The organism is Halomonas campaniensis, assembly GCF_002211105.1.
In the GTDB taxonomy this organism is placed as follows: Bacteria; Pseudomonadota; Gammaproteobacteria; order Pseudomonadales; family Halomonadaceae; genus Vreelandella; species Vreelandella campaniensis_A.
On sequence record NZ_JPUA01000014.1, the window covers coordinates 1 to 22698 of the forward strand.

General features: G+C 56.0%; 23 protein-coding genes and 1 pseudogene. 17 read left to right on the forward strand and 7 right to left on the reverse strand.

What is annotated here, in order from left to right; translation table 11 throughout:
• From JI62_RS22575 to JI62_RS05905, 11 genes and pseudogenes are all read left to right on the forward strand, one after another.
• A pseudogene (locus JI62_RS22575) lies at positions 1-502 on the forward strand (hypothetical protein); the annotation flags it as partial.
• A complete protein-coding gene (locus JI62_RS05860; RefSeq protein WP_088699266.1) occupies positions 499-1377 on the forward strand; it encodes a shikimate dehydrogenase family protein in 879 nt (292 codons plus the stop codon). The pseudogene JI62_RS22575 and the gene JI62_RS05860, both read left to right, overlap by 4 nt.
• A gap of 316 nt (positions 1378-1693) precedes the next feature.
• Positions 1694-2377 carry a GntR family transcriptional regulator gene (locus JI62_RS05865; protein WP_088699267.1) on the forward strand — a complete coding sequence of 228 codons (684 nt, stop codon included), beginning with the start codon at positions 1694-1696 and terminating at the stop codon, positions 2375-2377.
• Between the two features lie 546 nt (positions 2378-2923).
• Positions 2924-3910 carry a TRAP transporter substrate-binding protein gene (locus JI62_RS05870; RefSeq protein WP_088699268.1) on the forward strand — a complete coding sequence of 329 codons (987 nt, stop codon included), beginning with the start codon at positions 2924-2926 and terminating at the stop codon, positions 3908-3910.
• Between the two features lie 4 nt (positions 3911-3914).
• The gene (locus JI62_RS05875; RefSeq protein ID WP_170938488.1) at positions 3915-4382 is read left to right on the forward strand and encodes a TRAP transporter small permease; all 468 of its coding nucleotides are present in this window, start codon (positions 3915-3917) and stop codon (positions 4380-4382) included.
• Positions 4383-4410: 28 nt separating this feature from the next.
• Positions 4411-5688, forward strand: a complete 1278-nt coding sequence (locus tag JI62_RS05880; RefSeq protein ID WP_088699270.1) for a TRAP transporter large permease — start codon at positions 4411-4413, stop codon at positions 5686-5688.
• A 45-nt stretch (positions 5689-5733) separates the two neighbouring features.
• Positions 5734-6423, forward strand: a complete 690-nt coding sequence (locus tag JI62_RS05885; RefSeq protein WP_088699271.1) for a DUF4286 family protein — start codon at positions 5734-5736, stop codon at positions 6421-6423.
• Positions 6416-7366 carry an NAD-dependent epimerase/dehydratase family protein gene (locus JI62_RS05890; RefSeq protein ID WP_088699272.1) on the forward strand — a complete coding sequence of 317 codons (951 nt, stop codon included), beginning with the start codon at positions 6416-6418 and terminating at the stop codon, positions 7364-7366. The genes JI62_RS05885 and JI62_RS05890 overlap by 8 nt, the downstream gene beginning before the upstream one ends.
• A complete protein-coding gene (locus JI62_RS05895) occupies positions 7363-8103 on the forward strand; it encodes an SDR family NAD(P)-dependent oxidoreductase (protein ID WP_088699273.1) in 741 nt (246 codons plus the stop codon). The genes JI62_RS05890 and JI62_RS05895 overlap by 4 nt, the downstream gene beginning before the upstream one ends.
• Positions 8104-8129: 26 nt before the next feature.
• Complete coding sequence (locus JI62_RS05900; protein WP_170938489.1) at positions 8130-8891, forward strand: sugar phosphate isomerase/epimerase family protein; 762 nt, start codon at positions 8130-8132, stop codon at positions 8889-8891.
• A gap of 74 nt (positions 8892-8965) precedes the next feature.
• Positions 8966-10828 (forward strand): bifunctional sugar phosphate isomerase/epimerase/4-hydroxyphenylpyruvate dioxygenase family protein, encoded by a 1863-nt coding sequence (locus tag JI62_RS05905; RefSeq protein ID WP_088699275.1) that lies wholly within the window; start codon positions 8966-8968, stop codon positions 10826-10828.
• 153 nt (positions 10829-10981) lie between these two features.
• On the opposite strand, the gene JI62_RS05910 is transcribed toward JI62_RS05905, so the two are convergent.
• The gene (locus JI62_RS05910) at positions 10982-11776 is read right to left on the reverse strand and encodes an SDR family NAD(P)-dependent oxidoreductase (protein ID WP_088699276.1); all 795 of its coding nucleotides are present in this window, start codon (positions 11774-11776) and stop codon (positions 10982-10984) included.
• Positions 11777-11884: 108 nt separating this feature from the next.
• On the opposite strand from JI62_RS05910, the gene JI62_RS05915 reads away from it, so the two are divergent.
• A complete protein-coding gene (locus JI62_RS05915; RefSeq protein WP_088699277.1) occupies positions 11885-12598 on the forward strand; it encodes a GntR family transcriptional regulator in 714 nt (237 codons plus the stop codon).
• Here the strand turns inward: JI62_RS05915 and JI62_RS05920 are convergent.
• From JI62_RS05920 to JI62_RS05945, 6 genes are all read right to left on the reverse strand, one after another.
• Entirely contained in the window at positions 12588-13574 is a 987-nt protein-coding gene (locus JI62_RS05920) for a C-terminal binding protein (protein WP_088699278.1), read from the reverse strand. The genes JI62_RS05915 and JI62_RS05920 overlap by 11 nt on opposite strands.
• The gene (locus JI62_RS05925) at positions 13571-14455 is read right to left on the reverse strand and encodes an isocitrate lyase/PEP mutase family protein (RefSeq protein ID WP_088699279.1); all 885 of its coding nucleotides are present in this window, start codon (positions 14453-14455) and stop codon (positions 13571-13573) included. The genes JI62_RS05920 and JI62_RS05925 overlap by 4 nt, the downstream gene beginning before the upstream one ends.
• A 36-nt stretch (positions 14456-14491) precedes the next feature.
• Complete coding sequence (locus JI62_RS05930; RefSeq protein ID WP_088699280.1) at positions 14492-15196, reverse strand: SDR family NAD(P)-dependent oxidoreductase; 705 nt, start codon at positions 15194-15196, stop codon at positions 14492-14494.
• Between the two features lie 13 nt (positions 15197-15209).
• The gene (locus JI62_RS05935) at positions 15210-16223 is read right to left on the reverse strand and encodes a DctP family TRAP transporter solute-binding subunit (protein ID WP_088699281.1); all 1014 of its coding nucleotides are present in this window, start codon (positions 16221-16223) and stop codon (positions 15210-15212) included.
• Between the two features lie 66 nt (positions 16224-16289).
• On the reverse strand, positions 16290-17570 hold the full coding sequence (locus JI62_RS05940; RefSeq protein ID WP_088699282.1) for a TRAP transporter large permease: 1281 nt from the start codon (positions 17568-17570) through the stop codon (positions 16290-16292).
• On the reverse strand, positions 17567-18067 hold the full coding sequence (locus JI62_RS05945) for a TRAP transporter small permease (RefSeq protein ID WP_088699283.1): 501 nt from the start codon (positions 18065-18067) through the stop codon (positions 17567-17569). The genes JI62_RS05940 and JI62_RS05945 overlap by 4 nt, the downstream gene beginning before the upstream one ends.
• Positions 18068-18490: 423 nt before the next feature.
• Here JI62_RS05945 and JI62_RS05950 point away from each other — a divergent pair, with 423 nt between their 5' ends.
• The 5 genes from JI62_RS05950 to JI62_RS05970 all read left to right on the forward strand — a co-directional run.
• A complete protein-coding gene (locus tag JI62_RS05950) occupies positions 18491-19477 on the forward strand; it encodes a tripartite tricarboxylate transporter substrate binding protein (protein ID WP_088699284.1) in 987 nt (328 codons plus the stop codon).
• 52 nt (positions 19478-19529) lie between these two features.
• On the forward strand, positions 19530-19991 hold the full coding sequence (locus JI62_RS05955) for a tripartite tricarboxylate transporter TctB family protein (protein ID WP_088699285.1): 462 nt from the start codon (positions 19530-19532) through the stop codon (positions 19989-19991).
• 12 nt (positions 19992-20003) lie between these two features.
• Positions 20004-21506 carry a tripartite tricarboxylate transporter permease gene (locus JI62_RS05960; RefSeq protein ID WP_088699286.1) on the forward strand — a complete coding sequence of 501 codons (1503 nt, stop codon included), beginning with the start codon at positions 20004-20006 and terminating at the stop codon, positions 21504-21506.
• 9 nt (positions 21507-21515) lie between these two features.
• Positions 21516-22205 carry a GntR family transcriptional regulator gene (locus JI62_RS05965; protein WP_088699287.1) on the forward strand — a complete coding sequence of 230 codons (690 nt, stop codon included), beginning with the start codon at positions 21516-21518 and terminating at the stop codon, positions 22203-22205.
• Between the two features lie 214 nt (positions 22206-22419).
• On the forward strand, positions 22420-22698 hold a 279-nt coding region (locus JI62_RS05970), incomplete at its 3' end, for a sugar phosphate isomerase/epimerase family protein (protein WP_141101302.1).

Consider the following 22698-nt stretch of genomic DNA (forward strand, 5'->3'; position numbering starts at 1 on the left):
CGGGCTGATCCAGAGCCAGGTGCTGCAGAACTATAACGGCCGCTTTCGCCTGGCGCTTAACGCCAGCGCCTCGCCGGATACCGCCAGCAACCGCTTCGTGCGCCAGTACGGCGGCTCGGGGATTCACCATGTTGCCTTGCGCACCAGCGCCATGCGCGACACCAGTGCGGCGCTGCAGCAGGCGGGCACGCCGGTACTGCCGATTCCCGGTAACTACTACCGCGACTTGGCCGCGCGCTTTGACCTACCGGCGCAAACCCTGCAATGGATGCAAGAACACCACATCCTCTTTGATCAGGATAGCGACGGTGACTTCCACCAGCTGTATACCCAACCCGGCCGCCAGGCGTTCTTCTTTGAGCTGGTGCAACGGGAAGGTTACCAAGGGCTGGGCGCGCCGAATGCCTTTGTGCGTGTCACTGCACAGCAACGCCTGGAAGCGGAAATTGATGGTATTGCTCAGGCAACGCCAAACCACGACTCGGGAGAGAGCCAAGCATGATCAAACTCGGACTGGTAGGCGAAGGTATTGCTAAATCGCAATCTCCCGATTTGCATGAGCGCCTGGGTGCCTCACTGGGCGAGCCGGTACGCTATGATTTAGTCGATAGCCGGGGCGTGGCAGATTTTGACTTCCCCAATGCAATACAAAAGCTGCGTGCCGAGGGCTACCGGGGCACCAACGTTACGTTCCCGTTTAAGGAGAAAGCGGCACAGCTGGCCGATATCCGCGGCGAAGGCGTTCGGCGGGTAGGCACTGCCAACACGCTGCTGTTTGACGCGGATGGGTTGCGCGCTGAGAACACCGATTACACCGGCTTTATCAGCGCCTACCGCCACTCTTTCGGCAGCCAGCCCGCGGGTGAGGTACTACTCATTGGCGCCGGTGGCGTTGGGCGTGCGGTGGCGTGTGCGCTGGGGGAGCTTGCCGTTAGCCACATCCATATTCTCGAACACGATGCTTCCCGGGCAGAGAGCCTCAGCCGTGATCTTAACGCCATGGGCATTAACGCGGCGTGTATCACGTCAGAGCAGGCGCAGCAGGAACTGCCCCAGTGGCAAGGCGTGGTCAACTGCTCGCCCATTGGCCATATCAACCACCCCGGCTGCCCCATCGATACCGCTGGGCTGGGTGCCCAGCATTGGGTCTTCGATGCGGTCTACATCCCCGCGCATACTGAGCTGTTAAACGCCGCCCACAAGGCGGGCGCCAAAACACTGTCGGGTGTTGATCTGTTTGTGTTTCAGGGCGTGGATGCGTTTCGCTTTTTCACCGCCGATTGCATCACCTCTGAACAGATCGATCCGCATGTGATACCGCTGCGTACATACTATATTGAGCAGTTAGTCTCCACTTCTACTCAGTTCGTCTCGTAAAGTTCGCGCTGAAGCACGGACAGAGGCAAGGGGGCTGCGTATTCGTTTTTAAAGCACCAACGTCAGCCATTGCCAGGATGACAGGCCTATGACGAAACCCAGCCTCGCTCCCCTTTTCAGGTTAAGTGATAGTTTCAACCAGAGAATGCTATATAAATCGACATGACCTACTTCAATACGACTGATTTTCAGAGTTGTATTTGGAAAGATAGGCACGTAAGAAATTGAATACTGTATGCTAATGGTAGATTTTTTTTTATAGTGGCGATTTATAATAGTGGGCTATAAAAGCCGGAAAGAGGATAACTAGACCAATATGCCCAGCAAGCAATCCATGAACTTAGGACGCATTAAACGTCCGCGAACGCTAGCGATGGAAGTAGCGGATGAGCTGAAGGCGGCAATCATCTCCACCAAGATTGGTCTAGGAGAAATACTCTCGGAAGAGCGTGTAGCGACCGAAATGGGGGTTAGCAGAACCCCTGTCCGCGAGGCTTTTTCAATTCTTCAGCACCAGGGACTGCTAACAGTGCTACCTCGTCGAGGCAGTATTGTCTTCCGTCCGGATGCTAGCGACATCGAGATGCTGGTCGACTTCCGCCGACAAATGGAACTGGGTGCAGCGAAGCTGGCTATTAACAACGCGCCCGCCGAAACGTCGATTGCACTGAACCGTATAATTGAAAGTATGGGCCACGCGCGTAACAACGATGAGTTACTAGCCTACACCGAGGCTGACGACGCCTTTCATGCCACTTTCTTCGAATTCTGCGGTAACCCTTATTATGGACAAGCTTACGAGCTGATCTCGGGCCGGATTAGTGCACTTCGGGCGCACCTTTCGGTGCCGCTGCAGATTTACCGCACGAGGGCTTATGACGAGCATTTAGCCATCGGGAACGCCTTCGAGGAGAGGGACGAGGAAAAGCTTCTGATCGTCCTAGAGCAGCATATCTCGGCAATGACAGAAAACTATGTGAAGGCGCTTGCCTCCCTCTGATACCTACTGAATTGACAGCCATAGACTCAATGCCCTGCTTCGCATAAGAGTGATGTTGCCTATATAAGGCATACGTGGCTTTCAATCCTTCCCTCAGCTATTCAAACCAACCGATCACAATGGCGTGAACTTTGTTTCGCAGAAGTCAGGCCTAACATGTGACTGGCACTGCCGGCTCGCTGAATGCGACGCTCGATATAAGCTCGACCATCTCGGGTCTAGCAATAGCAAAGAGACTAGCTTAGTGCCTAGGAAGCGCTAGCAGCACCTCACTTACCCGCCATCCTGTTACACACTCCAATATCTTCCAGAGTCACTCAGCGGAACGCCATGGTTTTCTGGGGCACCAGGGAGAAAGGCAATGCTAAGTCCTTGAAAAGACTGAATGCAGGTTTTTTACATTCATTGAGAGCCTGTGCTTACGTTCTGCCATAAGGCAAAGATGCTTCTAAGTGATCATTATCCGTTTATTGACATACTGTATGTCAGTGCATTAGATTTCTATCAGTGAGGTTGTAAGTAATATTAAAAACAAAGGAGAACAATATGTTTAAGAAACCTCTTACCTTAGCGGTTGCCGCTGTAATAACGCTGGGAACCCAGTACGCCACTGCACAAGACGCGATCAAACTCCGCGTAGCACACTCTATGCCCACATCTCATAGCTACCAGTCCTGGATTGAGGATTTCTCGGTCGAGCTGGAGCGCTTGGCACCGGGTAAAATTGAGGTCGAGGCGTTCCCGAATGCTCAACTCGGAAACGAGACGGAATACCTTGAAGGTATGCAGTTTGGTGTGATTGAAGGAGCGGTAGTCGGGCGTCACGGCCAGATTGATCAGCGACTCGAAGTGCTCAATTTGCCGATGATCTACCGAGACGCCAACCATCTAGATGAGGTACTGCGCAGCGATAGTGAGGTTCAGCAAACGTTAGACGACATCATGTATGAAAATGGCTACAAGGTGTTGGGTTGGGGCGAGCTGGGCTTCCGCGACATTACCACTTCGGGCGTACCGATCCGCAAGGCACAAGACTTGGAGGGGCTCGATATCCGGGTGCCTAACGTCGAGCCATGGCTCATCGCCTTTCGTGAATGGGGCGCAAATCCTACACCACTCGACTTCTCTGAACTCTACTCAGCACTTCAGCAAGGCGTAGTAAACGCGCAGGAAAACCCACCCGAGGTTATCGTTAACTCACGTTTCGATGAGGTGCAGGACACGCTTTCGCTGACTGAGCATGCCTCCATTCCTTCTGAGTTCATTGTCTCAGCCCGCTTTTGGGAAAGCTTAGACGCTGACTTGCAGGAAGCGGTCATGGAGGCGGCGACAATCAGCCGTGATACACAGGTTGAAGCCACGCGTGAAGCTAACAAAGCGTTAGTTGATGAGCTCTCTGATCGCGGTATGACCATCGTTTCAGATGTGGATCGTGACAGTTTCCGTGCTGGCGCCGAAGCTTCATGGGCCGCCTATGAAGACCGCATTGGCGCCGATCTCATTGAAGCCGTCCGCACCGCTGGCCAGGATTAAAACAATGGAAATGATTAGCCGGATTCTGAAGATCCTGATCGGCCTATTGCTTGCTGCGCTGGTGGCTGTCGTCACGCTGGGCGTTGTCTACCGCTACTTCCTTCAATCTTCCCTCTACTGGGGAACTGAAGTGCCGAACATCATTCTGGTCTGGCTAGTCTTCCTCGGCAGTGTTGCCGCCTATCACCAGCACTCGCATATCGCTTTCACAGTGGTGAGCGAAATGCTGCCAGGATGGCTTGGTCGTTGGAACGATGTAATTGTGCTGATGGTGACTCTGCTCTTCTTCAGCATCATGTTGTGGCAAGGCGCGCTGATGACACAACAGAGCATGACCTCTTACACAGAAGCGTTGCGTATCCCTAAAGCGTGGGTTTATGGCGCTATTCCCGTCTCATCGTCGCTAATCGTGCTCATGGTGCTGGCGCGGCTGGGCCCGGCATTAAAGACTGCTGTCAGACGCGACGCATAATAAAACTACCCCGATAGGAAACTAACAAATGCTGCTGACAATCGCACTCGTCTTTGTCTTGCTGCTGCTCATTGGCGTGCCCATCGGTTTCGGTATGGGGCTTGCGGCAACCATCGCTATTTGGCTGGATGGCAGCTATCCGCTGCTGATCATCGGCCACAAAATGGTCAACGCTATTTCGTCATTTTCGCTGGTTGCGGTACCTCTCTTCATTCTTGCAGGGGCACTGGCTGGTGAAACATCGATAGCGCAGCGCCTCGTGCGCTTTGCCGATGCGATTGTTGGGCATATTCGTGGTGGCTTGGGGCAAGTGAATGTTGCCGCTTCTATGTTCTTTGGTGGCATCTCCGGGTCGGCAGTGGCCGATACTGCGGCGCTCGGCTCACTCATGGTACCGCCAATGGAACGGCAGGGTTACACCCGAGAAGATGCGGGTGCCATTACTATTTGCTCATCCACTATCGGCGTACTGATCCCCCCTTCAATCCCCATGGTGCTCTACGGTATTACCGTGGGTGAGAGTGTGGGCCAGCTATTTCTCGCCGGTATTGTGCCTGGCTTGTTGGTCGGCCTGATGCTGATGGCCGCGGTCTTCACAATGGCCAAACGCAAAAAGTGGCCACGCCGGGAGCAACGTGCTACCCGCCGGGAGCTTTGGGAAAGTTTTAAAAGCGCCTTTCTTTCGCTGCTGCTTCCGATCTTCCTGCTCGGCGCCATTGTAAGCGGATTGACGACGGCAACAGAGGCAGGCGTTATCGGCGTGATTTATGCACTGCTGCTCGGCGGTGTGATCTATCGTGACCAGACGTTGATGCAAATGTGGAAGGTTCTGGTTAACTCTGCGATCAACACAGCGGTTCCACTGTTTATCCTTGCCACCACTTCCGTGACAGCCTGGATTGTTGCCGTAGAGAGATACCCAGCCACCCTGGTCACCCTTTTTGAGACGGGTGGGTACGGCCCTTGGACGATCATCCTATTGATCATTCTCTTTTTGCTGGTGGTTGGGATGTTCATGGATCTTGTCCCGGCCTTGGTGCTCTTCGCCCCGATACTGCTGCCTGTTGCGGAGGCTGCGGGCTACGATTCAGTGCACTTCGGCATCATTATGATCATGACATTAGGGATTGGTCTGGTCACCCCTCCCGTGGGCAACTGTATCTATCTAGGTTCGGTGATTGCACGAGTTGGCGTTGGGCGCCTATCTATTGCCTCGTTGCCTTTCCTGGCCGTCAACATGCTGGCGCTGTGCCTCGTGGCCTTCTGGCCTTGGCTGACGCTGGCACTACCAAAACTATTCTACTGAGTCATCAGCGCAGTTCCTTAGGCAATGCGGCAGGAGAGCCAAATAATGACGGGATTTTTGGGGCAAGGAGTACTTGCCAACTGGGGTGGCGTCACCGAGGTAGCAGAGACAGATTACAACGCTTGGCACAGCCTTGAGCACATGCCTGAAAGGATGTCGGTTCCGGGCTTTCTGCGTGGTCGGCGCTGTATTGCGGTGGAAGGAACACCAGCTCACCGTCGCTACTTCATGATGTATGAGACCCGCACGCTTGAGACATTAGAGTCGGCACCTTATCTTGCCCGCCTTAATGACCCAACGCCTTGGACACAGCGAATTTTGTCTGAATATATAGCGCCATCGCGGACGCTTTGCCGCGTGCTTAACAGTACAGGACGCGGTGTCGGTGGTTGGATTGCCACCTTTGAGTTTGGAGAAGACAAGCGAGACACGGCAACCGCATTCGCTAACGGCGACTGGATCGACAAAGTGATACATCTTGATGGCATCTTGGCCGCTCATGCGCTCGAAGGCGATCCTACCGCAGGCCAACAGCCCACGAAGGAGAAGACCTTTCGCGAGTCTCGTGATAAGGACATCACCGTCGCCGTTGCTCTGCTGGTGGAGGGAGTCGATCGCGCCTCTGTTGAAACGGCGATAGTGGCTCTTAAGAACTACCTGGGAGCGCTTGCGTCTGACTGCGTCACGCTTTACCAAACCCAGCACGTACTGAGCGATGTTGACGCCCATGCATGACCTTGACGTCCCTCCACTCCCCTCCTCTGATGCGCCCAAAGTTCTGGTGACAGGGGCCGCGGGGTTCATCGGCGCTTGGACACTGCGCGCACTGCTCTTTGAAGGTTACTGCCCCGTTGTCTTTGATTTGCAAGAGGATCGCCGTTTGGTGGCCGCTATCTGTGGCTCAGATGCCGCCAACATGCTCCATTGGCATACAGGCGATATCCGGAACATGGATCAGTTACAAGCAGCGGCCATGGGAACGGAGCGAATCATTCATCTAGCAGGCATGCTGACGCCCGGCTGCCGCGCTAACCCTCGGCTCGGGGCGGAAGTGAACCTGATTGGCTTGCTTAACGTCTTTGCTATCGCACAAACACTCCACCAGAAGGGTGTGCTTTACATGAGCTCTGCCGGGGTGTACGGCCCTAGCGGGGGCACAATACCCCAGCCTACAACGCTGTATGGTGCCTTTAAGTTGGCCGGCGAAATCTGCGCGCAATCTTTCTGGAATGATGATGGGATCGCCTCCATCGGGGTGCGCCCTTATGTCGTTTACGGGCCTGGGCGCGAGATAGGCCTTTCTGCAGCCCCCAGCCTTGCGGCACGTGCTGTGGCTGAAGGTCGATCGTTCACTATCCCCTTCACAGGGCTGCTTGACATGATTTATGTCGCAGACGTGGCCACCGCCTTTGTGGCTGCACTGAAAGCCGATACTGCAGGCGCGCATGTGGTGAATTTGTTCGGCCAAAGGATCGAGTCCGTTGAGGTGGCGCGCCTGCTTAACGAGCAGGCCAGCGAGGATATCACGGTGACAGCAAGGGGAGAGCCGATGCCCATTGTGCTCCCGCCACCCGATGACAGTGCCGCCATATTGGGGGACTGGTCCCCCACCCCTCTTTCTGAAGGGCTGAAAAAGACAATCCAATATTACCAAGCGAACGCTGGAGTAGAAGCATGACACGGAAGCTGGAAGGGCAGATCACGATCATTACCGGAGGGGCTCGCGGCATTGGGCGTGGAATCGCTAAGCGCCTGGCGGCAGACGGCGCGCAGGTCATTATCTGGGATATCCGGCCCGAGTATTTCGACTCAGAAGCTGCGGGCTTCAACCCCACTGACACTATGGCCGTCGATGTTGCTGATCCCGACAGTGTTGCCACTGCCGCGCAGGAAGTGCTGACGAAGTATGGCACTCCCTCGATTGTAATCAATAATGCGGGAATTAATGGTCCCGTCGTTCCCGTGGCTGAATATGACTTTGAGACATGGCGACGGGTGGTGCAAGTCAACCTTGATAGCGTGTTCCTGGTTAGCCGTGCCTTTGTCCCTGCCATGGTTGAAAAGGGCTACGGACGCATTGTTACCGTCGCCTCAATTGCGGGAAAGGAGGGAGTGCCCGGCATCGCTGCCTACGCTTCAGCTAAAGCGGGGGCTATCGGTTTCACAAAATCGCTTGCGAAAGAGCTAGTGACCAGCGGGATTACTGTTAATGCTGTGGCCCCTGTCATGGTTGAGACAGAGCTATTAGAGCAAATGACGGCAGAGCATATAGCTGCTTCAAAAGCGAAGATCCCGATGCAGCGTCTACTCGATATTGAGGAGCTAGCCGCTGTTGTCGCCTTTGCAGCAAGCCCTGAATGCTCATGTACCACTGGCTTCGTGTTCGACGCATCAGGCGGGCGGGCAACTTACTAATGGCTCATCCCATCGGACTCGCGCATTTGAGTGCAATAGAACTTGAGCCTACCGCGCTGATCGACTTAGCTGCTGAAACGGGACACGCTTCAGTTGCACTGCGGCTGCACTCTGCGGCGGCTGGCACCCCCGTTTACCCGATGGAACCAGGCGCTGTCGAGACACGGGCACTGCGCGATCATGCTCATACACGGGGCGTCTCCATCAGTGAAATAGAGCTAGTACCGATCACCCACAATCTAGAGCCGGATACGCTGCGACCTCTTCTACAAGTCGCAAGGGAGTTGGGGGCGACAGGGCTGATTGTGACTGGCGACATTGATGATCGAACGCTGTTAATTGAACGCTTTACGGCGATCTGCAAAAACGCAGCAGCACACGGACTGCTTGTCCATCTTGAATTCATGCGCTGGCGTGCTGTTGGCACACTCTCGGATGCACGTGAGGTGGTGGAGCGCTCTGAGCAGCATAATGCCCGGATTCTGGTGGATTTATTGCATCTTGCCCGCTCAGGCGGCACCGCTAAGGAGTTAGCCGCGCTACCACCTAACATGGTCAACTTAGTACAGATTTGCGACGCAACGGCAGAGCTTCAAGGCGATATTATTGCTGAAGCTCGTGGCGGCCGACTCACTCCTGGTCAAGGCGCACTCCCCATTCCGGACATGCTCTCAGCGCTACGCGGCACATGGAACGCAGCACTTGAACTGCCGGGTCTGGGTGAAGGAGATGCCAGGCGAACAGCGCTCGCCGAAGCACGGGCACAGACTGAGCAGTTGTGTAGGTAAAGCACTCTCGCCAGTCGCCCTTCATGCCATGCCTATTGGGCTACCGACTTTATCAATGCAAGGAGCGTGATGCCATGTACTCATCGATTGCTACCGTTTGTCTCAGCGGCTCGCTGGAAGAGAAAGTCGACGCCATCGCTCAGGCCGGCTTTGAGGGGCTTGAGCTGTTTGAAAACGACTTGACCGCCTTCGCTGGAACGCCCAGAGAAGCCGGTGAGTTGATTCGCTCACGCGGACTGAAACTGGTCACCCTGCAGCCCTTTCGTGACTTTGAGGGGCTACAGGGCCGTGCACGGGAGCGGGCCTTTGATCGCGCCGAGCATAAGTTCGACCTGATGGAGGAGCTCGGCACCGAGCTGTTGATGGCTTGCAGCACCGTCCACCCGGATGCCCTCCCTGGGATTAGTCGTGCCGCCGATGACTACCATGAGCTCGGTGAGCGTGCCGCGCGGCGTCACCTCCGCGTGGCCTATGAGGCCCTGGCCTGGGGCCGCCATATTCACGATTACCGCGATAGCTGGGAGGTGGTGCGCCGGGCGGCCCACCCTAATGTTGGCCTGGTGCTGGACACTTTCCACATATTCTCTCGCCAGACGGAGCTGGGCACCATTGGCCGCATTCCGGGGGATCGCATCTTTCTGGTACAGACCGCCGATGCGCCGCGCTTGTCGATGGATCACCTCTCATGGAGTCGTCACTACCGCTGCTTCCCTGGCCAGGGCGAGCTGCAGATGGATAAGTTTATGGCCATGCTCGATGAGACACGCTACGACGGCCCGCTCTCCCATGAGATCTTTAACGATGTGTTCCGCATGGGCCACAGCGACCAGACGGCCCGTGACGGTTTACGCTCCTACCAGTTATTGCGCAGTATGCAGCGCGATAGCGGTATTCCCGCGCCACAGCCAATCGAGTCGGTGGCCTTTCTCGAAATCGCAGTGGAGCCCGATGACCTGGCGCCGCTGCGCACTATGCTTGGCGCGCTGGGGATGGCCTGTGTGGGGCGACACCATACGCTGAACGCCGAGCGCTGGGCCGCGGGCGATGTCAATTTAGTGCTCAATACCGAGGCGAGCTTTACCGGCCGCGTACCGGGGCGCGACGCCACGGCCGTGACGGCGATTGGCCTTCGGGTGGGTAACGCTTATGAAGCGTTCAAGCGGGCAGATAAACTCGGTTACGAGATCGTGGAGCCTGAAGAGGTGGGCGCGAGCCACCGCATGAGCGCGCTGCGTAATGTCGACGGTAGCCTCTCCTATATCATTGACGACTCGCAGCTAAGCCGCACCTGGGATCGCGAATTTCCTGTCAATGTGCAGCCGGTTCCCCAAGGGGCCTTGGTGGATATCGACCACATCAGCTTGGCGCTCTCTTACCACGACTATCTCTCGCTGATGCTCCAGTACCGCGCCATTTTCCAACCGGCCCCCACCCCCTCGTTCGATGTCACCGACCCGCGCGGGCTGATCCAGAGCCAGGTGCTGCAGAATGGCAATGGCCGCTTTCGTCTGGCGCTGAACGCCAGCGCTTCGCCGGAGACCACCAGCAACCGCTTTGTGCGCCAATACGGCGGCTCGGGGGTTCATCATGTCGCGCTGCGCACCCGTGCCCTGCGCGATACCAGCGCAGCCCTCCAACAAGCGGGGACGCCGGTACTGCCGATTCAGGGTAACTACTACCGCGACCTGGCCGCACGCTTCGACCTTTCGGCACAGACGCAGACATGGATGCAGGATCACCACATCCTGTTTGATCAAGACAGCCATGGCGACTTCTATCAGCTGTATACCCAGCCCGGCGGCAAAGCGTTTTTCTTTGAGCTGGTGCAGCGTGACGGTTACCAAGGGCTTGGGGCGCCGAACGCCTTTGTGCGCGTCACCGCGCAGCAGCGCCTGAAAACGGATATTGGCGGCAGCACTCAAGATGCTGCGGTATGACCTCAACCATTTACGGGCGAAGACACCAATGGCATCGCCCGTAAATGGATTGACCCGCAGGTGGTAGCGCTAAGTACCCTTATATTGAGCAGCGATAGCTCAGCTAGGCTGCTAGCCAGCCAGGAAGCAGGCTAGCAGAAAAGCGAAGACATATTACGGTTTTGACAAAGGGCCAAGGGACTCACCTGGATTACCATTGATGGCGTAGCCGCCATCAACCAGCCAATCAGCGCCGGTGATAAACCCAGAACTCGGTTCGGCTAGAAACCTAACGACACGTGCGATCTCCGTCGGGTCAGCCCAACGGCCCACGGCACTTCGTTCTGCGAAAAGCGCATAATCCAGCGTACCTTCCGCCATCTTGCGGCGTAGCGGCTCTGTCAGTGTATAGCCGGGCGAAACGGTGTTGACGGTAATACCTCGGCGCCCATACTCCAGCGCTAAGCCGCGCGTTAGCCCTCCAATCGCTGATTTAGCGACCGAGTAGGCGGTGCGACGCTGTAGGCCCACGTGTCCAATGACCGAGCCAATATTAATGATCCGCCCACTACCGCGCTGACTCATTCCAGGCAATACCGCCGAGGCCATCAGCGATGCACCGCCAACATGCACATCCAGCATGCGCGGCAGTAAGCTCGCATCCTGCTCATGATGATCGGCGATCTTTGGCTGCATAATCCCCGCATTATTGACCAAAATGTCGACCCGCTCCTCAGCCTCAACGACCGCTGCGATGGAGGCTGCGTCTGTCACATCTAGCACACAGGCGCGGCACTCAATGCCAAGCGCTCGGAGTTTAACGGCTAACTCCTCCGGGGAGGTTAGGTCGCCCAGCACCACACGTGCGCCACACCGGCCTAACTCATAAGCCAGTGCCTCGCCAATGCCACCACCGGCCCCGGTAATGATGGCAACCATATTGTCTAGCTCTTTATCGATAGCACTCATACAAAATGGACCCCACTATGAAGCAAACATCACGCAACTATATTTAGATTTAAGGTGTGTGGTACTTTACATACTAGATGCAGTCACCACCCACTGTGCGGAATACCTATGGCTTCCAAACCTCTTAAGATTCAACGCCCCCAGTCCCTGGCAACACTTGTCACGGAGCGGATTCGCGATGCGATTGTGTCTGGTGAGTTCACCTTGGGTGAGAAAATCTCAGAAGAGTCGCTCGCCGAAACCTTTGGTGTCAGCCGCTCGCCGGTGCGCGATGCGTTAAACGCACTGCAATTTACCGGCTTGGTTGAAATACGTCCCAAGCGGGGCAGTTTTGTGTTTAACCCTACGATCATCGACATAGGCCAGCTATGCGAATACCGCGAAATGCTAGAGCGTGAAGCCTGCACCCTTGCCATGCGCGGCGGCGGTGAGACGTTGATTCAAGCGCTTCAAGGATTGTTTGATGAAATGGCCATCGCCCATAAAAACGCTGACACCCGGCGCTATGCCGCACTGGATACCGCCTTCCACAAAGCATTCTTCCAACACTGTTCCAACGCATTGGTACAGGACGCCTATATGCTGGTCGAAGCACGACTAGCGACAATCCGAACCGTACTGACAGCGGCCAGGGAAGAGCGCCGCGAGGCCAGCTATACTGAACATGGCGACATCATCGATGCTCTAAAACAACAGGACATGGCTAGGTTTGAGAGAGTGCTGAAAACGCATGTTCACCGCACTCAGCTCGTTGCCGTCGAACGCTTATCCGAAACGGATCATGATGCCTCTGCACCGGCTCGATCCACCGTCAGGCTTTAACGCGAAGGATATCGCGGACGGACGGATTAGCGAGATAAGTCGGCTCACGTCCCTGCAATACGTCGACGATGTTCTGCGCAGTCTTTGAGCGAATCTCGAACTCGCTACCTTCTGAATACCAAGCGCAATGCGGGCTAGTAATAACATTGGGCAGCGATAATAGCGGGTGATCAGCGCCAATCGGTTCGGCTTCAAACACATCGAGCCCTGCGCCTGCAATTTGGCCACCTTTCAGTGCACGCACCAGCGCATCCTCGTCAACCACTGGGCCGCGGGCGGTGTTAAGCATTAGCGCCGTGGGCTTCATCGCCGCAAACTGTTCATCCGAAATCATGTGCCGGGTTTCATCGGTCAGCGGAACATGTACTGACAAGATATCGGATTCAGCGATTAACTTTTCGTAGTCCACCAGCTCAACACCGGCGGCCTTGGCAACAGCGGCATCGGCGTATGGGTCATGCGCAATAATACGCAGCCCAAAATTCGCCATTTTGTGTGCCATACGCTGGGCAATTTGGCCGAAGCTAAGAAATCCCAATGTTTGCCCACGTAACCGCGATAGTGGTTTGGCAACGGTGTAGTCCCATTTGCCTGCTCTTAGCGCGCGATCATAGATAGCAATACCGCGTTTCAGCGCCATCATCAGTGCAATGGCATGATCCGATACTTCTTCCAATGAGCCATCGGGCACATTGGCCACATAGATGCCAGATTCGGTAGCACGAGGCACATCAATCGTGTTCAGCCCAATACCGTAACGAGAGATAACCTGGCAACGCTCTAACTTGTCGATCACCCCAGCGGAGAGTTGGCAATACTGATTAATGATGGCATCCGCATCAGCACAGGCGGCGATCGCCTCGGCTTCTGTCTTGCACTGAGCTTCAATTAACTGGAAGCCCGCCGCTTCAATGACCGCTCGCTCAGGCGCTAAATCGGGAAATTCAAAATCGGTAACAACAATCTTGGGGGTCATGAACGCGCTCCATATTGGTCATCAAAAGCGTTGAAGAAGTCCTGGTTCACGATCTCGGTGAACTGGCTGTAATTGTGCTGATCACCAACATTTGCTGGGGTACCATCCTCGCGCAGGCGAACCAGCGCGTTTTCCATGGCTTTGCTCGCGGTAAACAGCAGGGTGACTGCATAGAAAACGACCGAGAACCCCATCTCCTGCAGTACCGTCTGGTTCAGCTTGACCGTTTCGTTGCCATCCACGATCGACACCACCTTAGGCCCTTCGACAGACTTAGCGACGGCCTCAATTTCGGCAATGGTCTTAATGCCATCGACAAACACCAGGTCGACACCCGCATCCTGGTACATTTTCGCGCGTCGAATCGCCTCCTCGGGGCCAGCCGCCGGCATCGCATCAGTGCGACCGATGACCAGCATATCTTGACTACCACGTGCAGCAATGGCGCCTTTTAAGCGGCGTACATTGGCATCGGCATCCATCAAGCGTATACCCGCTCGCTGGCCACAGCGTTTAGGTGCCTCCTGATCCTCCAAATGAATCGCGGCGACCCCGGCTTGCAAGTACTCCTGCACGGTGCGGTAAATGTTGTTTGGCCCGCCATAGCCGGTATCGGCATCAGCGATAATGGGGATATTGACAGCTCGCACCATATTACGGGCGTGCTCGGTCATCTCAGTCTGGGATAAAAGCCCAATATCGGGCATCCCCAAACGACTGGCAGTGGCACCAAAGCCCGTCATATAGATAGCGGGGAAGCCTGCTCGCTCGACCAAGCGCGCCGACAGCGAGTCGGGGGCACCGGGTGCGGCGACGATATCGCCCTTGGCAATAAGGGATCTGAGAAGAGAAGCCTGGGTAGTTGGCCGTGTGTCAGTCATTGGGCACCTTTGAGTGATGGAAGTAGTACGTGGGCGTCAGCGCCGCCCACCGGCGACGCGTAGCACTTCGCCAGAGGTATAAGGCGCATCGAGCAGCAGCCATTCAGCGGCGCCGGCCATTTCCTCGGCGCTGCCTGCCCGACCGAGCGGGATAGCCTCGGCGTTCGCCGCCCCGCCTGGCGCGCCGGTCTGCATGGCGGTTTGAATGATGCCGGGCGCCAAGGCGTTGACCCGAAGATCCGGGGCCAGATCGCGCGCCATCGCGCGGGTTAGCGCCAACAATGCGCCCTTCGAGGCACCATAAGCGGCAAAGCCCGGCGCGCCTCCGTTTTCACCCGCGATAGACGCCATATTGACGATCGCCCCGGGCGTATCGAGGGCGCGTGCGTTCAGAAAGGCCTTGGTGACCAGCATTGGGCCTGTCACGTTAATGCGTAACAAACGCTCGATTTCAGCGGCCTCCAGGTCGAGCCAACTGCGCTTTTGCCCCAGAATGCCGGCGTTGTTGACCAGGTGTGTCGGACGCCACGTGGTCATATCCGCCGAAGCAATGGCATTTTCATCGGCGATATCGACGACCTCTGCCCGGGCTAAATCGCCGAGCTCGTCGCGTGTCTGCTCCAGTGTCAGCGCCGAGACGTCCCAGAGCAGGACGCGCGCGCCTCGTTGAACCAGCCGGTTCGCGATGGCCCGGCCGATGCCCGCTGCCGCGCCGGTAATCAGTACAGTGGGTCGAGACATAATTCTCTCTTTATTAGTTGCCTGAACGGATGCTGTCGAGCTGTTCCATCATTCGGTCGATGTTGTCACCGCCGAGCGCGTCACGGCTGCTCTCGTAAACCGGCGCCACCGTCTCGCGAAGCTCGGCCATTGCCTCTTCGCTGAGTTCGGTAAACTCCATGCCTTCGGATTCCAGCGCGGCGCGAGCCTCGTCAACGGCTTCGCGGGCACGCGTGACCTGGGGGTCGCGCGCCGCGACTGCACACTCGCGCACTAGATTCTGCTCATCTTCGTTAAGACCGTTCCACTTGCGTTCGGACATCAAGACCGGCAACGGGGAATAGGCGTGCTGCGTCAGCGTGACGTAGTCCTGAACCTCGTAGAAACGCTGGGACTGAATCAGCGGCAGTGGGTTTTCCATGCCATCGACGGCGCCGGTTTCGAGTGCCGTAAACACTTCGCCGAACGACATAGGCACCGGGTTTGCATCGAGCGCGCGGAAGGTCGCGAGATAGATCGGGTTCTGAATCACGCGAATGCTCAGTCCCTCGAAATCCGCCACGCTTTGGATGGGGCGCACCGAGTTGGTGGCATGGCGAAAACCGTTTTCCCAGATCGACAGCATTACCAATTGATGTCCGGGCATCTTCTCGGCCAGATCGTTAGCGTAGGGGCCGGTCATCACCTGATCGACCTCATCGAAATCGGAAAACAGGAACGGTAGGCTGAAAACGCCCATCGCAGGCTCGATGCCCGCCAGCGCGTCGGCCCCGGCAACGACCATATCGATGGAGCCCGAGCGCACCGACTGCGTTGCCTGAGCGTCGTCACCCAGTTGGCCAGAGTAGAAGGCGCGCAGCTTCATCGCGCCACCCGAGCCCTCCTGAAGACAGCTAGACATGGCATCAACCCCTGTGGCCACCGGATGGTCTTGAGCGGCGCCGTTCGACACTCGAAAGGTGTGATTGCCGAACTCCTGGGCCATGGCCGGTACCAGCGTTGTCAGGCCAGTCAGAGCCGTCGCGGCGAGGAAGGTCATTTTTTTCATGATGAGTCATTCCTTATTTATTGTTTGAAGACGCAAGTGACGTACCACTGCTGGATCGCTTCGACATTATCGAGCCAACCACTCCAGTGGCCAGAGAACGATTTGCGGGAACGCGACCAGCAGTACCAGCACCAGTACCTGGGCGATCAAAAAAGGCGCCGCCCCTCGCGCCACCCGATGCAGCGCGACACCTGACACCCCGGAGGCGACGCTCAATACAATGCCGACAGGCGGGGTAACAAGACCGATCGCGGTATTGACGACGAAGATCACCCCGAAGTAGATCGGATCGATGCCAGCCTCGACGACCACGGGCAGCAATACGGGTGCGAGGATGAGAATGGTCGGCCCCATATCCAGCATGGTGCCTACCAGCAGCACGATCAGCATGATCACGATTAGCAGCAGACGCGGCGACTCCACCAGCGGGCCGACCAGCTCGAGCACTATTCCCGACAAATCGGCGATGGTGATGAACCAGGCGGTGGCCAACGCCGCTGCGGCCAACAGCATGACGACCGCCGTGGTGAGCGCTGCGTTGCGAAAGACCTCGAACAGATGACTGATCTTCAGCTCTCGGTGAATCACCATGCCGACGAATACGGCATAGACCACGGCGACGACGGCCGCCTCGGTGGGCGTGACAATACCGAACCTAATGCCGCCCAGAATGATGACCGGCATACCTAGCGACCAGATCGCCCGCCGAGTTTCGTGCAAGCGCGTCATCCACCCCTGACGCGGTAGTGGTTCGACATTGTCGCGACGTGCAACGATCAGCCACGCCGCCATCGCCGCGAGCCCCATCAGAACACCCGGAACGATGCCCGCCAGAAACAGCTGGGTAATCGAGAGATTGGTCGCCACCGCAAAAATAATGTAGGCGATAGAAGGAGGAATGATCGGCGCGATGACACCCCCTGACGACAAGAGCCCGACAGAGCGCGCCTCGTCATGGCCCGATGCGCGCATCATGGGCAGCATGATGGCGATCAAGGCCGCAGTATCGGCGGCGGCAGAGCCCGACAGCGATGCAAGAATGATAGCGGCAAAGATCGCCACGATGCCCAACCCACCACGCAGATGGCCCACGAAAGCTATCGCGAAAGCGATGATCCGCTTGGACATTCCGCCGGCGTTCATCAGCTCCCCAGCCAGTAGGAAAAACGGGATAGCCAACAGGGAAAAGTTGTTGGCGCCAAGCACTAGCTGTTGCGAAATGATCTGTGGATCGAGCAGATCGAGCGCCCAGCCCATCATGGCCGCACAGATCAGCAGCGCAAAAGCCACGGGGACACCGAGCGCCAGAGTGGCGATCAAAGTGCTGACAAAGATACCCAAAATCATGGCGCCACCTCACCGCCACGCGGTAGAGAGGTCAGCCGCCCGGTCAGATAGCCCAACATACGCAGCGCGGCGATCAAACCGATCGCCCCAGCCATCGGGATAACTGCGCCGAAGACCCAAATCATCGGCAGGCGCGTCACCGGCGCGATATTCGTCGCGTTTATATCGAACTGCTGGAGTGCGCCGGTGATGAGCAGCCCACAAACGACAACGACCAGACCGTTGGCAACGACGAGCATGGCACGCCTGAGCGGCCTCGGGGCCAGCAAAAGCACCAGATCGAAGCCGATATGCATGTTGCGATGCATGGCTGCGATGGCGCCAAGAAAAATCAGCCACACGAAAAAAAATCGCGAAAGCTCATCGGATACGTCGATACCCGAGCCGAAACCGTAACGTAAGACAACGTTTACAAACACCATGACCGTCATGCCAAACAGCAGTGCCACGAGTGCGACGTCAACCACTCTAAAAATCAGGTTGATTGTCCTGGTCATCTTTCCTCCGTAGCGGAACCGGCGCTTGAGCGTGTACGCCGCCTCGACCCACCTAATATGTTACATACAACATACAACAACTAATCCTGAAGCCGTCAAGACAAATCTGAGCTTAAACCGCTTAACTAAGACTAAAGTAATAAGAAAAACCACTATTTCAGCGTTTTAAAGCCCCTTTTATAGAGCAATAACTCAATAAAATTTGATTGTTGTATGTAAGAACTGCGTGCTTTAAATATGCACTTGTGTGTTCAAGCACGGATAGTGATAAAACAATAATACTATTTATTATCAATAACTTATTAATTTATTATACTTTTTGATAATACGTTTTTGAGTATTATTTCTTGACGGTACCCGGCATTTAAATTGAAGTGTTATGTGTTACATACAACAAGCTTTTGATAACAATACGAGACCCTCATGACTCATTCAACGAAGAGCCAAGGCTACAAAGCCCTTGGAATTGCCTCATTACTGCTGCTTGCATCATCGCCTCTGCACGCCAGTAGCTGGCCTGATAAACCCGTCACGCTGGTTGTTCCATGGGGCGCCGGCGGTGGCACAGATGCAACCGCGCGCATGATTTCCACCCTGCTCGAAGAGAGCCTTGGTGTTCCCGTTCCCGTGGTCAACCGTACCGGCGGCTCGGGCGTTATCGGCCATTCGGCCATCGCCAATGCCACGCCTGACGGCTATACGATCGGAATCGCCACGCTTGAAATAGGCGGCATGCATTACCAGGGCCTCACGGATATCACCTACCAGGATTACTCGCCCATCGGGCTTTACAATGCCGACCCAGTTGCCATTTTCGTTTCGTCCAGAAGCGGCTATGACAGCATCGACGATCTGCTGAAAGCGATTCGCTCATCCGGACATCGCGAGTTCAAGGCCAGCGGCTCGGCGCAGGGCGGCGTCAATCACATTGCAGAAGCCGGCATGCTGCTGGCATCAGATATCCCGGCGGACAAAGTGGCGTGGGTTCCTTCCGAAGGCGCGGCTCCGGGCCTTCAGGATCTCGCCGCTGGCGGCGTGGATTTCGCGGCCGCGTCGATGCCGGAAGCGCGTGCACTGATGGATGCGGGACTCATCAAGCCGCTCGTGATTCTGAATACAGAGCGCTCCTCGAACGCTCCTGACCTGCCGACCTTCGAAGAAGCGACGGGCAACGAGTGGTCGTTTGGTTCCTGGCGCGGACTAGTCGGGCCTGCCGACGTGGATGAGGAGATCATCAGCACCCTACAGGAACATATGAGCGCCATAGTGAACGACCCGACCTATCTGGAATTCATGAACAATCGCGGCTACGCAACGCTTTGGCTGGAAGGTGATGAGTTCATGGATTTCATGCAGAGTTCGGATCAGAGAATCGGCGCAACGCTGAAATCTCTGGGCATTGTTGAATAGCGAAAAAGGATACCTTGCCTGCAAGGTATCCTTTTGCTTCAGGTCTTCTCATATGAAATTCAACGATATTGTGATTGGTATTGCCTTCATGCTCATTGGCGCGTTGGCGGTTTTCCAGGCACGTACCTTTCCCGCCATGCCTGGGCAAATGGTCGGCCCCTCCACCTTTCCAACGATTATCGGCTGCGGTTTTCTGATCGGCGGCGCGATATTGATCGCCAAGTACATGCTCGCGGGAAAAGCGACTCCCTTACTAGTCGCCAACCAGGGCTGGCTGAAAAAGAAACGCGTCCTGGGATTTTTACTGCTGATTCTAGGAAGTCTTGTGTTCGCGATTTGGATTGAAGAGATCGGCTTCGTACCCGGTGGGATCATTCTGGCGCTGGCACTACTGTGGCTTGAAGGCTACCGCCAACCGCTGATTCTTGGCTGCGCCGCTCTTTTCGTCGTCGTGGTTTATTACCTGCTATCTCAACAGCTCAATGTGCCTCTTCCCGCCGGATCATTCATCTAAGGGTATAACGACATGACCGACAACATCGTGGGAGCGCTGCCCTTAGTTTTTAACTACACCACGCTCAGCGTCATCCTGATCAGTGCACTTTTCGGACTCTTCGTGGGCGCCATTCCGGGGCTTTCCGCCACCATGGCAACGGCCATACTGGTACCCATCACCTTCTTTATGGATCCGGTGCCCGCCATTGCCGCGATTGTCACGACGGCGGCCATGGCGATATTCGCCTCCGATATACCCACCGCCCTGCTGCGAATTCCCGGAACGGCCGCCTCGGCCGCTTACGTCAGCGACATGAATGGTCTCGCCGTGAAAGGAAAGGTAGGGCAGGCGCTGGGTATCTCGGTTTTCTGTGCCGCTTTTGGCGGCGTCTTCGGATCGCTGGTGCTCATTTTCGCCGCGCCCAAGCTTGCGCTGGTTTCTCTGAACTTCACTTCCACCGAGTATTTCTGGCTGGCGCTTCTCGGGCTGACAGCGGCTGTCATGCTGGGTACCGGCTCCGTATTGAAGAGTCTGCTCTCGCTGGGAGTGGGACTTTTGATCGCCACGGTCGGTCTCGACTCGACGGCGGGTTATCCACGCTTCGTGTTCGGTATCGACGCTGTCATTTCAGGTGTGGCCTTCGTACCAGCCCTGATCGGCATGTTCGCCATCCCCGAGATCATTCGCACCATCGTCCACAAGGATTCGACAGAGAAGGCGCCTTCACACGTTTCCTTTCGTTCGCTGTTTTCAGGCCTGGGCAAAACCCTATTCCGTTACAAGGTCAACATCCTGCGGGGCTCGTTGATCGGCAATATTGTGGGCATTCTGCCCGGCGCGGGCTCCGATATCGGCAGTTGGATTGCCTACGCCGTCTCCAAGAAGATGTCTCGCCAACCTGAAAAGTACGGCTCGGGTCACGACGAAGGGCTGGTAGACGCCTGCTCTGCCAACAACTCTGCGCTATCCGGTGCGTATGTACCGGCCATGGTGTTCGGTATTCCAGGGGATTCGATCACCGCGATCGTCATAGGGGTGCTCTACGCCAAGGGGCTCAACCCGGGGCCGCTGGTATTTATCACGAAAGGGGTCGAAGTGACCGCGGTCTTCATTACCTTTTTGGTGGCCAACCTGCTGATCATTCCACTTGGCCTGATCGCCATATTTGCCTCTCGGCATCTTCTTCAGGTAAAGAAGAGCATTCTAGTGCCTTTCATCCTGGTTTTTGCCATTGCTGGCTCCTATGCGATCGACAATACCTACACCGGTATCGTGATCATGCTGGTGCTGGGATTGGTCGCTTATTTCATGGAAGAGAATGGCCTGCCTGTCGCCCCGGTCATACTGGGTCTGGTGATGGGTCCCATGCTCGAAAGCAACCTGATTACCTCGCTTATCAAGAGTGACGGCAACCTGCTCGATTTTTTCTCGCGCCCCATCGCCGCAACGCTGGGCATCCTGACGCTTTCCATATGGTTTGTGCCGGTCTTGCTACGACTGATTCGAAAACAAAAGACAGTAACCGGTTGGTAGGGCGAATTAATGAAAAACAAATCTCGCATAGGGCCTGTTCAGTCCCTGACGGATATCGTTGCCGAACGACTTCGAACAGCCATCATCAACGGGGATTTCGTCTTGGGAGAAAAAATCCCTGAAGAGGCGCTTTCGTCGAAACTCGGTGTCAGCCGGACACCCATAAGAGACGCGCTGGCTCGACTTCAAACGTTGGGGCTTGTCACCGTTAAGCCCAAACGCGGCAGTTTCGTATTCGAGCCAACCAGCGCGGACGTTGTGGATCTTTGCGACTTTCGCTTTATGGTAGAGCTACAGGCAGCAAAGCGCAGCTTTTCGAATAGCCCGATAAGACTCGTGAGATCTCTGCAGTTGATCACTCAGAAGATGCAGTCATCTATGGATAAAGACGATGCTCTGGAGTATTCCAGCCTCGATAGCGCCTATCACCAGATGTTCTTCGAACACTGCGACAACCGATATCTGCTCGATGCCTTCAACCTGATCAGCAATCGTATTTCGGCCCTGCGAACGTCCATCACGTCACCGCAAACCGAGTTAAGAAATATAAGCTTCAAGGAGCATCACGCCATGATCGAGCACCTCAAGAAAAGCGATATCGCAAGCTTCGAAAGCGTTCTACACGCGCACATCATGCGAACCCAAGAGATCTATCTGAAAGCCTTGCAGCATCGAAAAGCGATCGCCCGACAAGCCTGACTCGTCAGCATCTGTTTACTCGATGACAGCAGACCAATCGCCACTTCGAGAGTTCAGCTCGTTTTCTCGTGAACCATACCGGTTCGTTTTACCGCTCATCCAAACTGACAGCAAAGGGGTGGGGTAGGTACAAGTGATTTTTTATTCCTGCCAGCACCGGTCGGTCGCCTTGCTGGCGGGTTACTGATTGTTCGATACCAAGGAGCACACGTCCATGTACTCATCCATTGCCACGGTTTGCCTAAGCGGCTCCCTGGAAGAGAAGGTAGACGCCATTGCTCAGGCAGGCTTTGAGGGGCTTGAGCTGTTTGAAAACGACTTAACGGCGTTCACCGGCACGCCGCGGGAAGCGGGTGAGTTGATTCGCTCCCGCGGCCTTAAGCTGGTCACGCTCCAGCCGTTTCGCGATTTTGAAGGTCTGCAGGGGCGCGCACGTGAGCGGGCGTTTGATCGCGCCGAGCACAAGTTTGATCTGATGGAGGAGCTGGGCACG

Bases quoted from the DNA above. Each gene is read 5' to 3' on its own strand.
- JI62_RS05915 (WP_088699277.1), top strand. From the start codon at position 11,885: ATGGCTTCCAAACCTCTTAAGATTCAACGCCCCCAGTCCCTGGCAACA.
- JI62_RS05865 (WP_088699267.1), top strand. From the start codon at position 1,694: ATGCCCAGCAAGCAATCCATGAACTTAGGACGCATTAAACGTCCGCGA.
- JI62_RS05965 (WP_088699287.1), top strand. From the start codon at position 21,516: ATGAAAAACAAATCTCGCATAGGGCCTGTTCAGTCCCTGACGGATATC.
- JI62_RS05935 (WP_088699281.1), bottom strand. From the start codon at position 16,223: ATGAAAAAAATGACCTTCCTCGCCGCGACGGCTCTGACTGGCCTGACA.
- JI62_RS05910 (WP_088699276.1), bottom strand. From the start codon at position 11,776: ATGAGTGCTATCGATAAAGAGCTAGACAATATGGTTGCCATCATTACC.
- JI62_RS05945 (WP_088699283.1), bottom strand. From the start codon at position 18,067: ATGACCAGGACAATCAACCTGATTTTTAGAGTGGTTGACGTCGCACTC.
- JI62_RS05890 (WP_088699272.1), top strand. From the start codon at position 6,416: ATGCATGACCTTGACGTCCCTCCACTCCCCTCCTCTGATGCGCCCAAA.
- JI62_RS05905 (WP_088699275.1), top strand. From the start codon at position 8,966: ATGTACTCATCGATTGCTACCGTTTGTCTCAGCGGCTCGCTGGAAGAG.
- JI62_RS05870 (WP_088699268.1), top strand. From the start codon at position 2,924: ATGTTTAAGAAACCTCTTACCTTAGCGGTTGCCGCTGTAATAACGCTG.
- JI62_RS05920 (WP_088699278.1), bottom strand. From the start codon at position 13,574: ATGACCCCCAAGATTGTTGTTACCGATTTTGAATTTCCCGATTTAGCG.
- JI62_RS05895 (WP_088699273.1), top strand. From the start codon at position 7,363: ATGACACGGAAGCTGGAAGGGCAGATCACGATCATTACCGGAGGGGCT.
- JI62_RS05930 (WP_088699280.1), bottom strand. From the start codon at position 15,196: ATGTCTCGACCCACTGTACTGATTACCGGCGCGGCAGCGGGCATCGGC.
- JI62_RS05950 (WP_088699284.1), top strand. From the start codon at position 18,491: ATGACTCATTCAACGAAGAGCCAAGGCTACAAAGCCCTTGGAATTGCC.
- JI62_RS05860 (WP_088699266.1), top strand. From the start codon at position 499: ATGATCAAACTCGGACTGGTAGGCGAAGGTATTGCTAAATCGCAATCT.
- JI62_RS05875 (WP_170938488.1), top strand. From the start codon at position 3,915: ATGGAAATGATTAGCCGGATTCTGAAGATCCTGATCGGCCTATTGCTT.
- JI62_RS05925 (WP_088699279.1), bottom strand. From the start codon at position 14,455: ATGACTGACACACGGCCAACTACCCAGGCTTCTCTTCTCAGATCCCTT.
- JI62_RS05960 (WP_088699286.1), top strand. From the start codon at position 20,004: ATGACCGACAACATCGTGGGAGCGCTGCCCTTAGTTTTTAACTACACC.
- JI62_RS05955 (WP_088699285.1), top strand. From the start codon at position 19,530: ATGAAATTCAACGATATTGTGATTGGTATTGCCTTCATGCTCATTGGC.
- JI62_RS05880 (WP_088699270.1), top strand. From the start codon at position 4,411: ATGCTGCTGACAATCGCACTCGTCTTTGTCTTGCTGCTGCTCATTGGC.
- JI62_RS05940 (WP_088699282.1), bottom strand. From the start codon at position 17,570: ATGATTTTGGGTATCTTTGTCAGCACTTTGATCGCCACTCTGGCGCTC.
- JI62_RS05885 (WP_088699271.1), top strand. From the start codon at position 5,734: ATGACGGGATTTTTGGGGCAAGGAGTACTTGCCAACTGGGGTGGCGTC.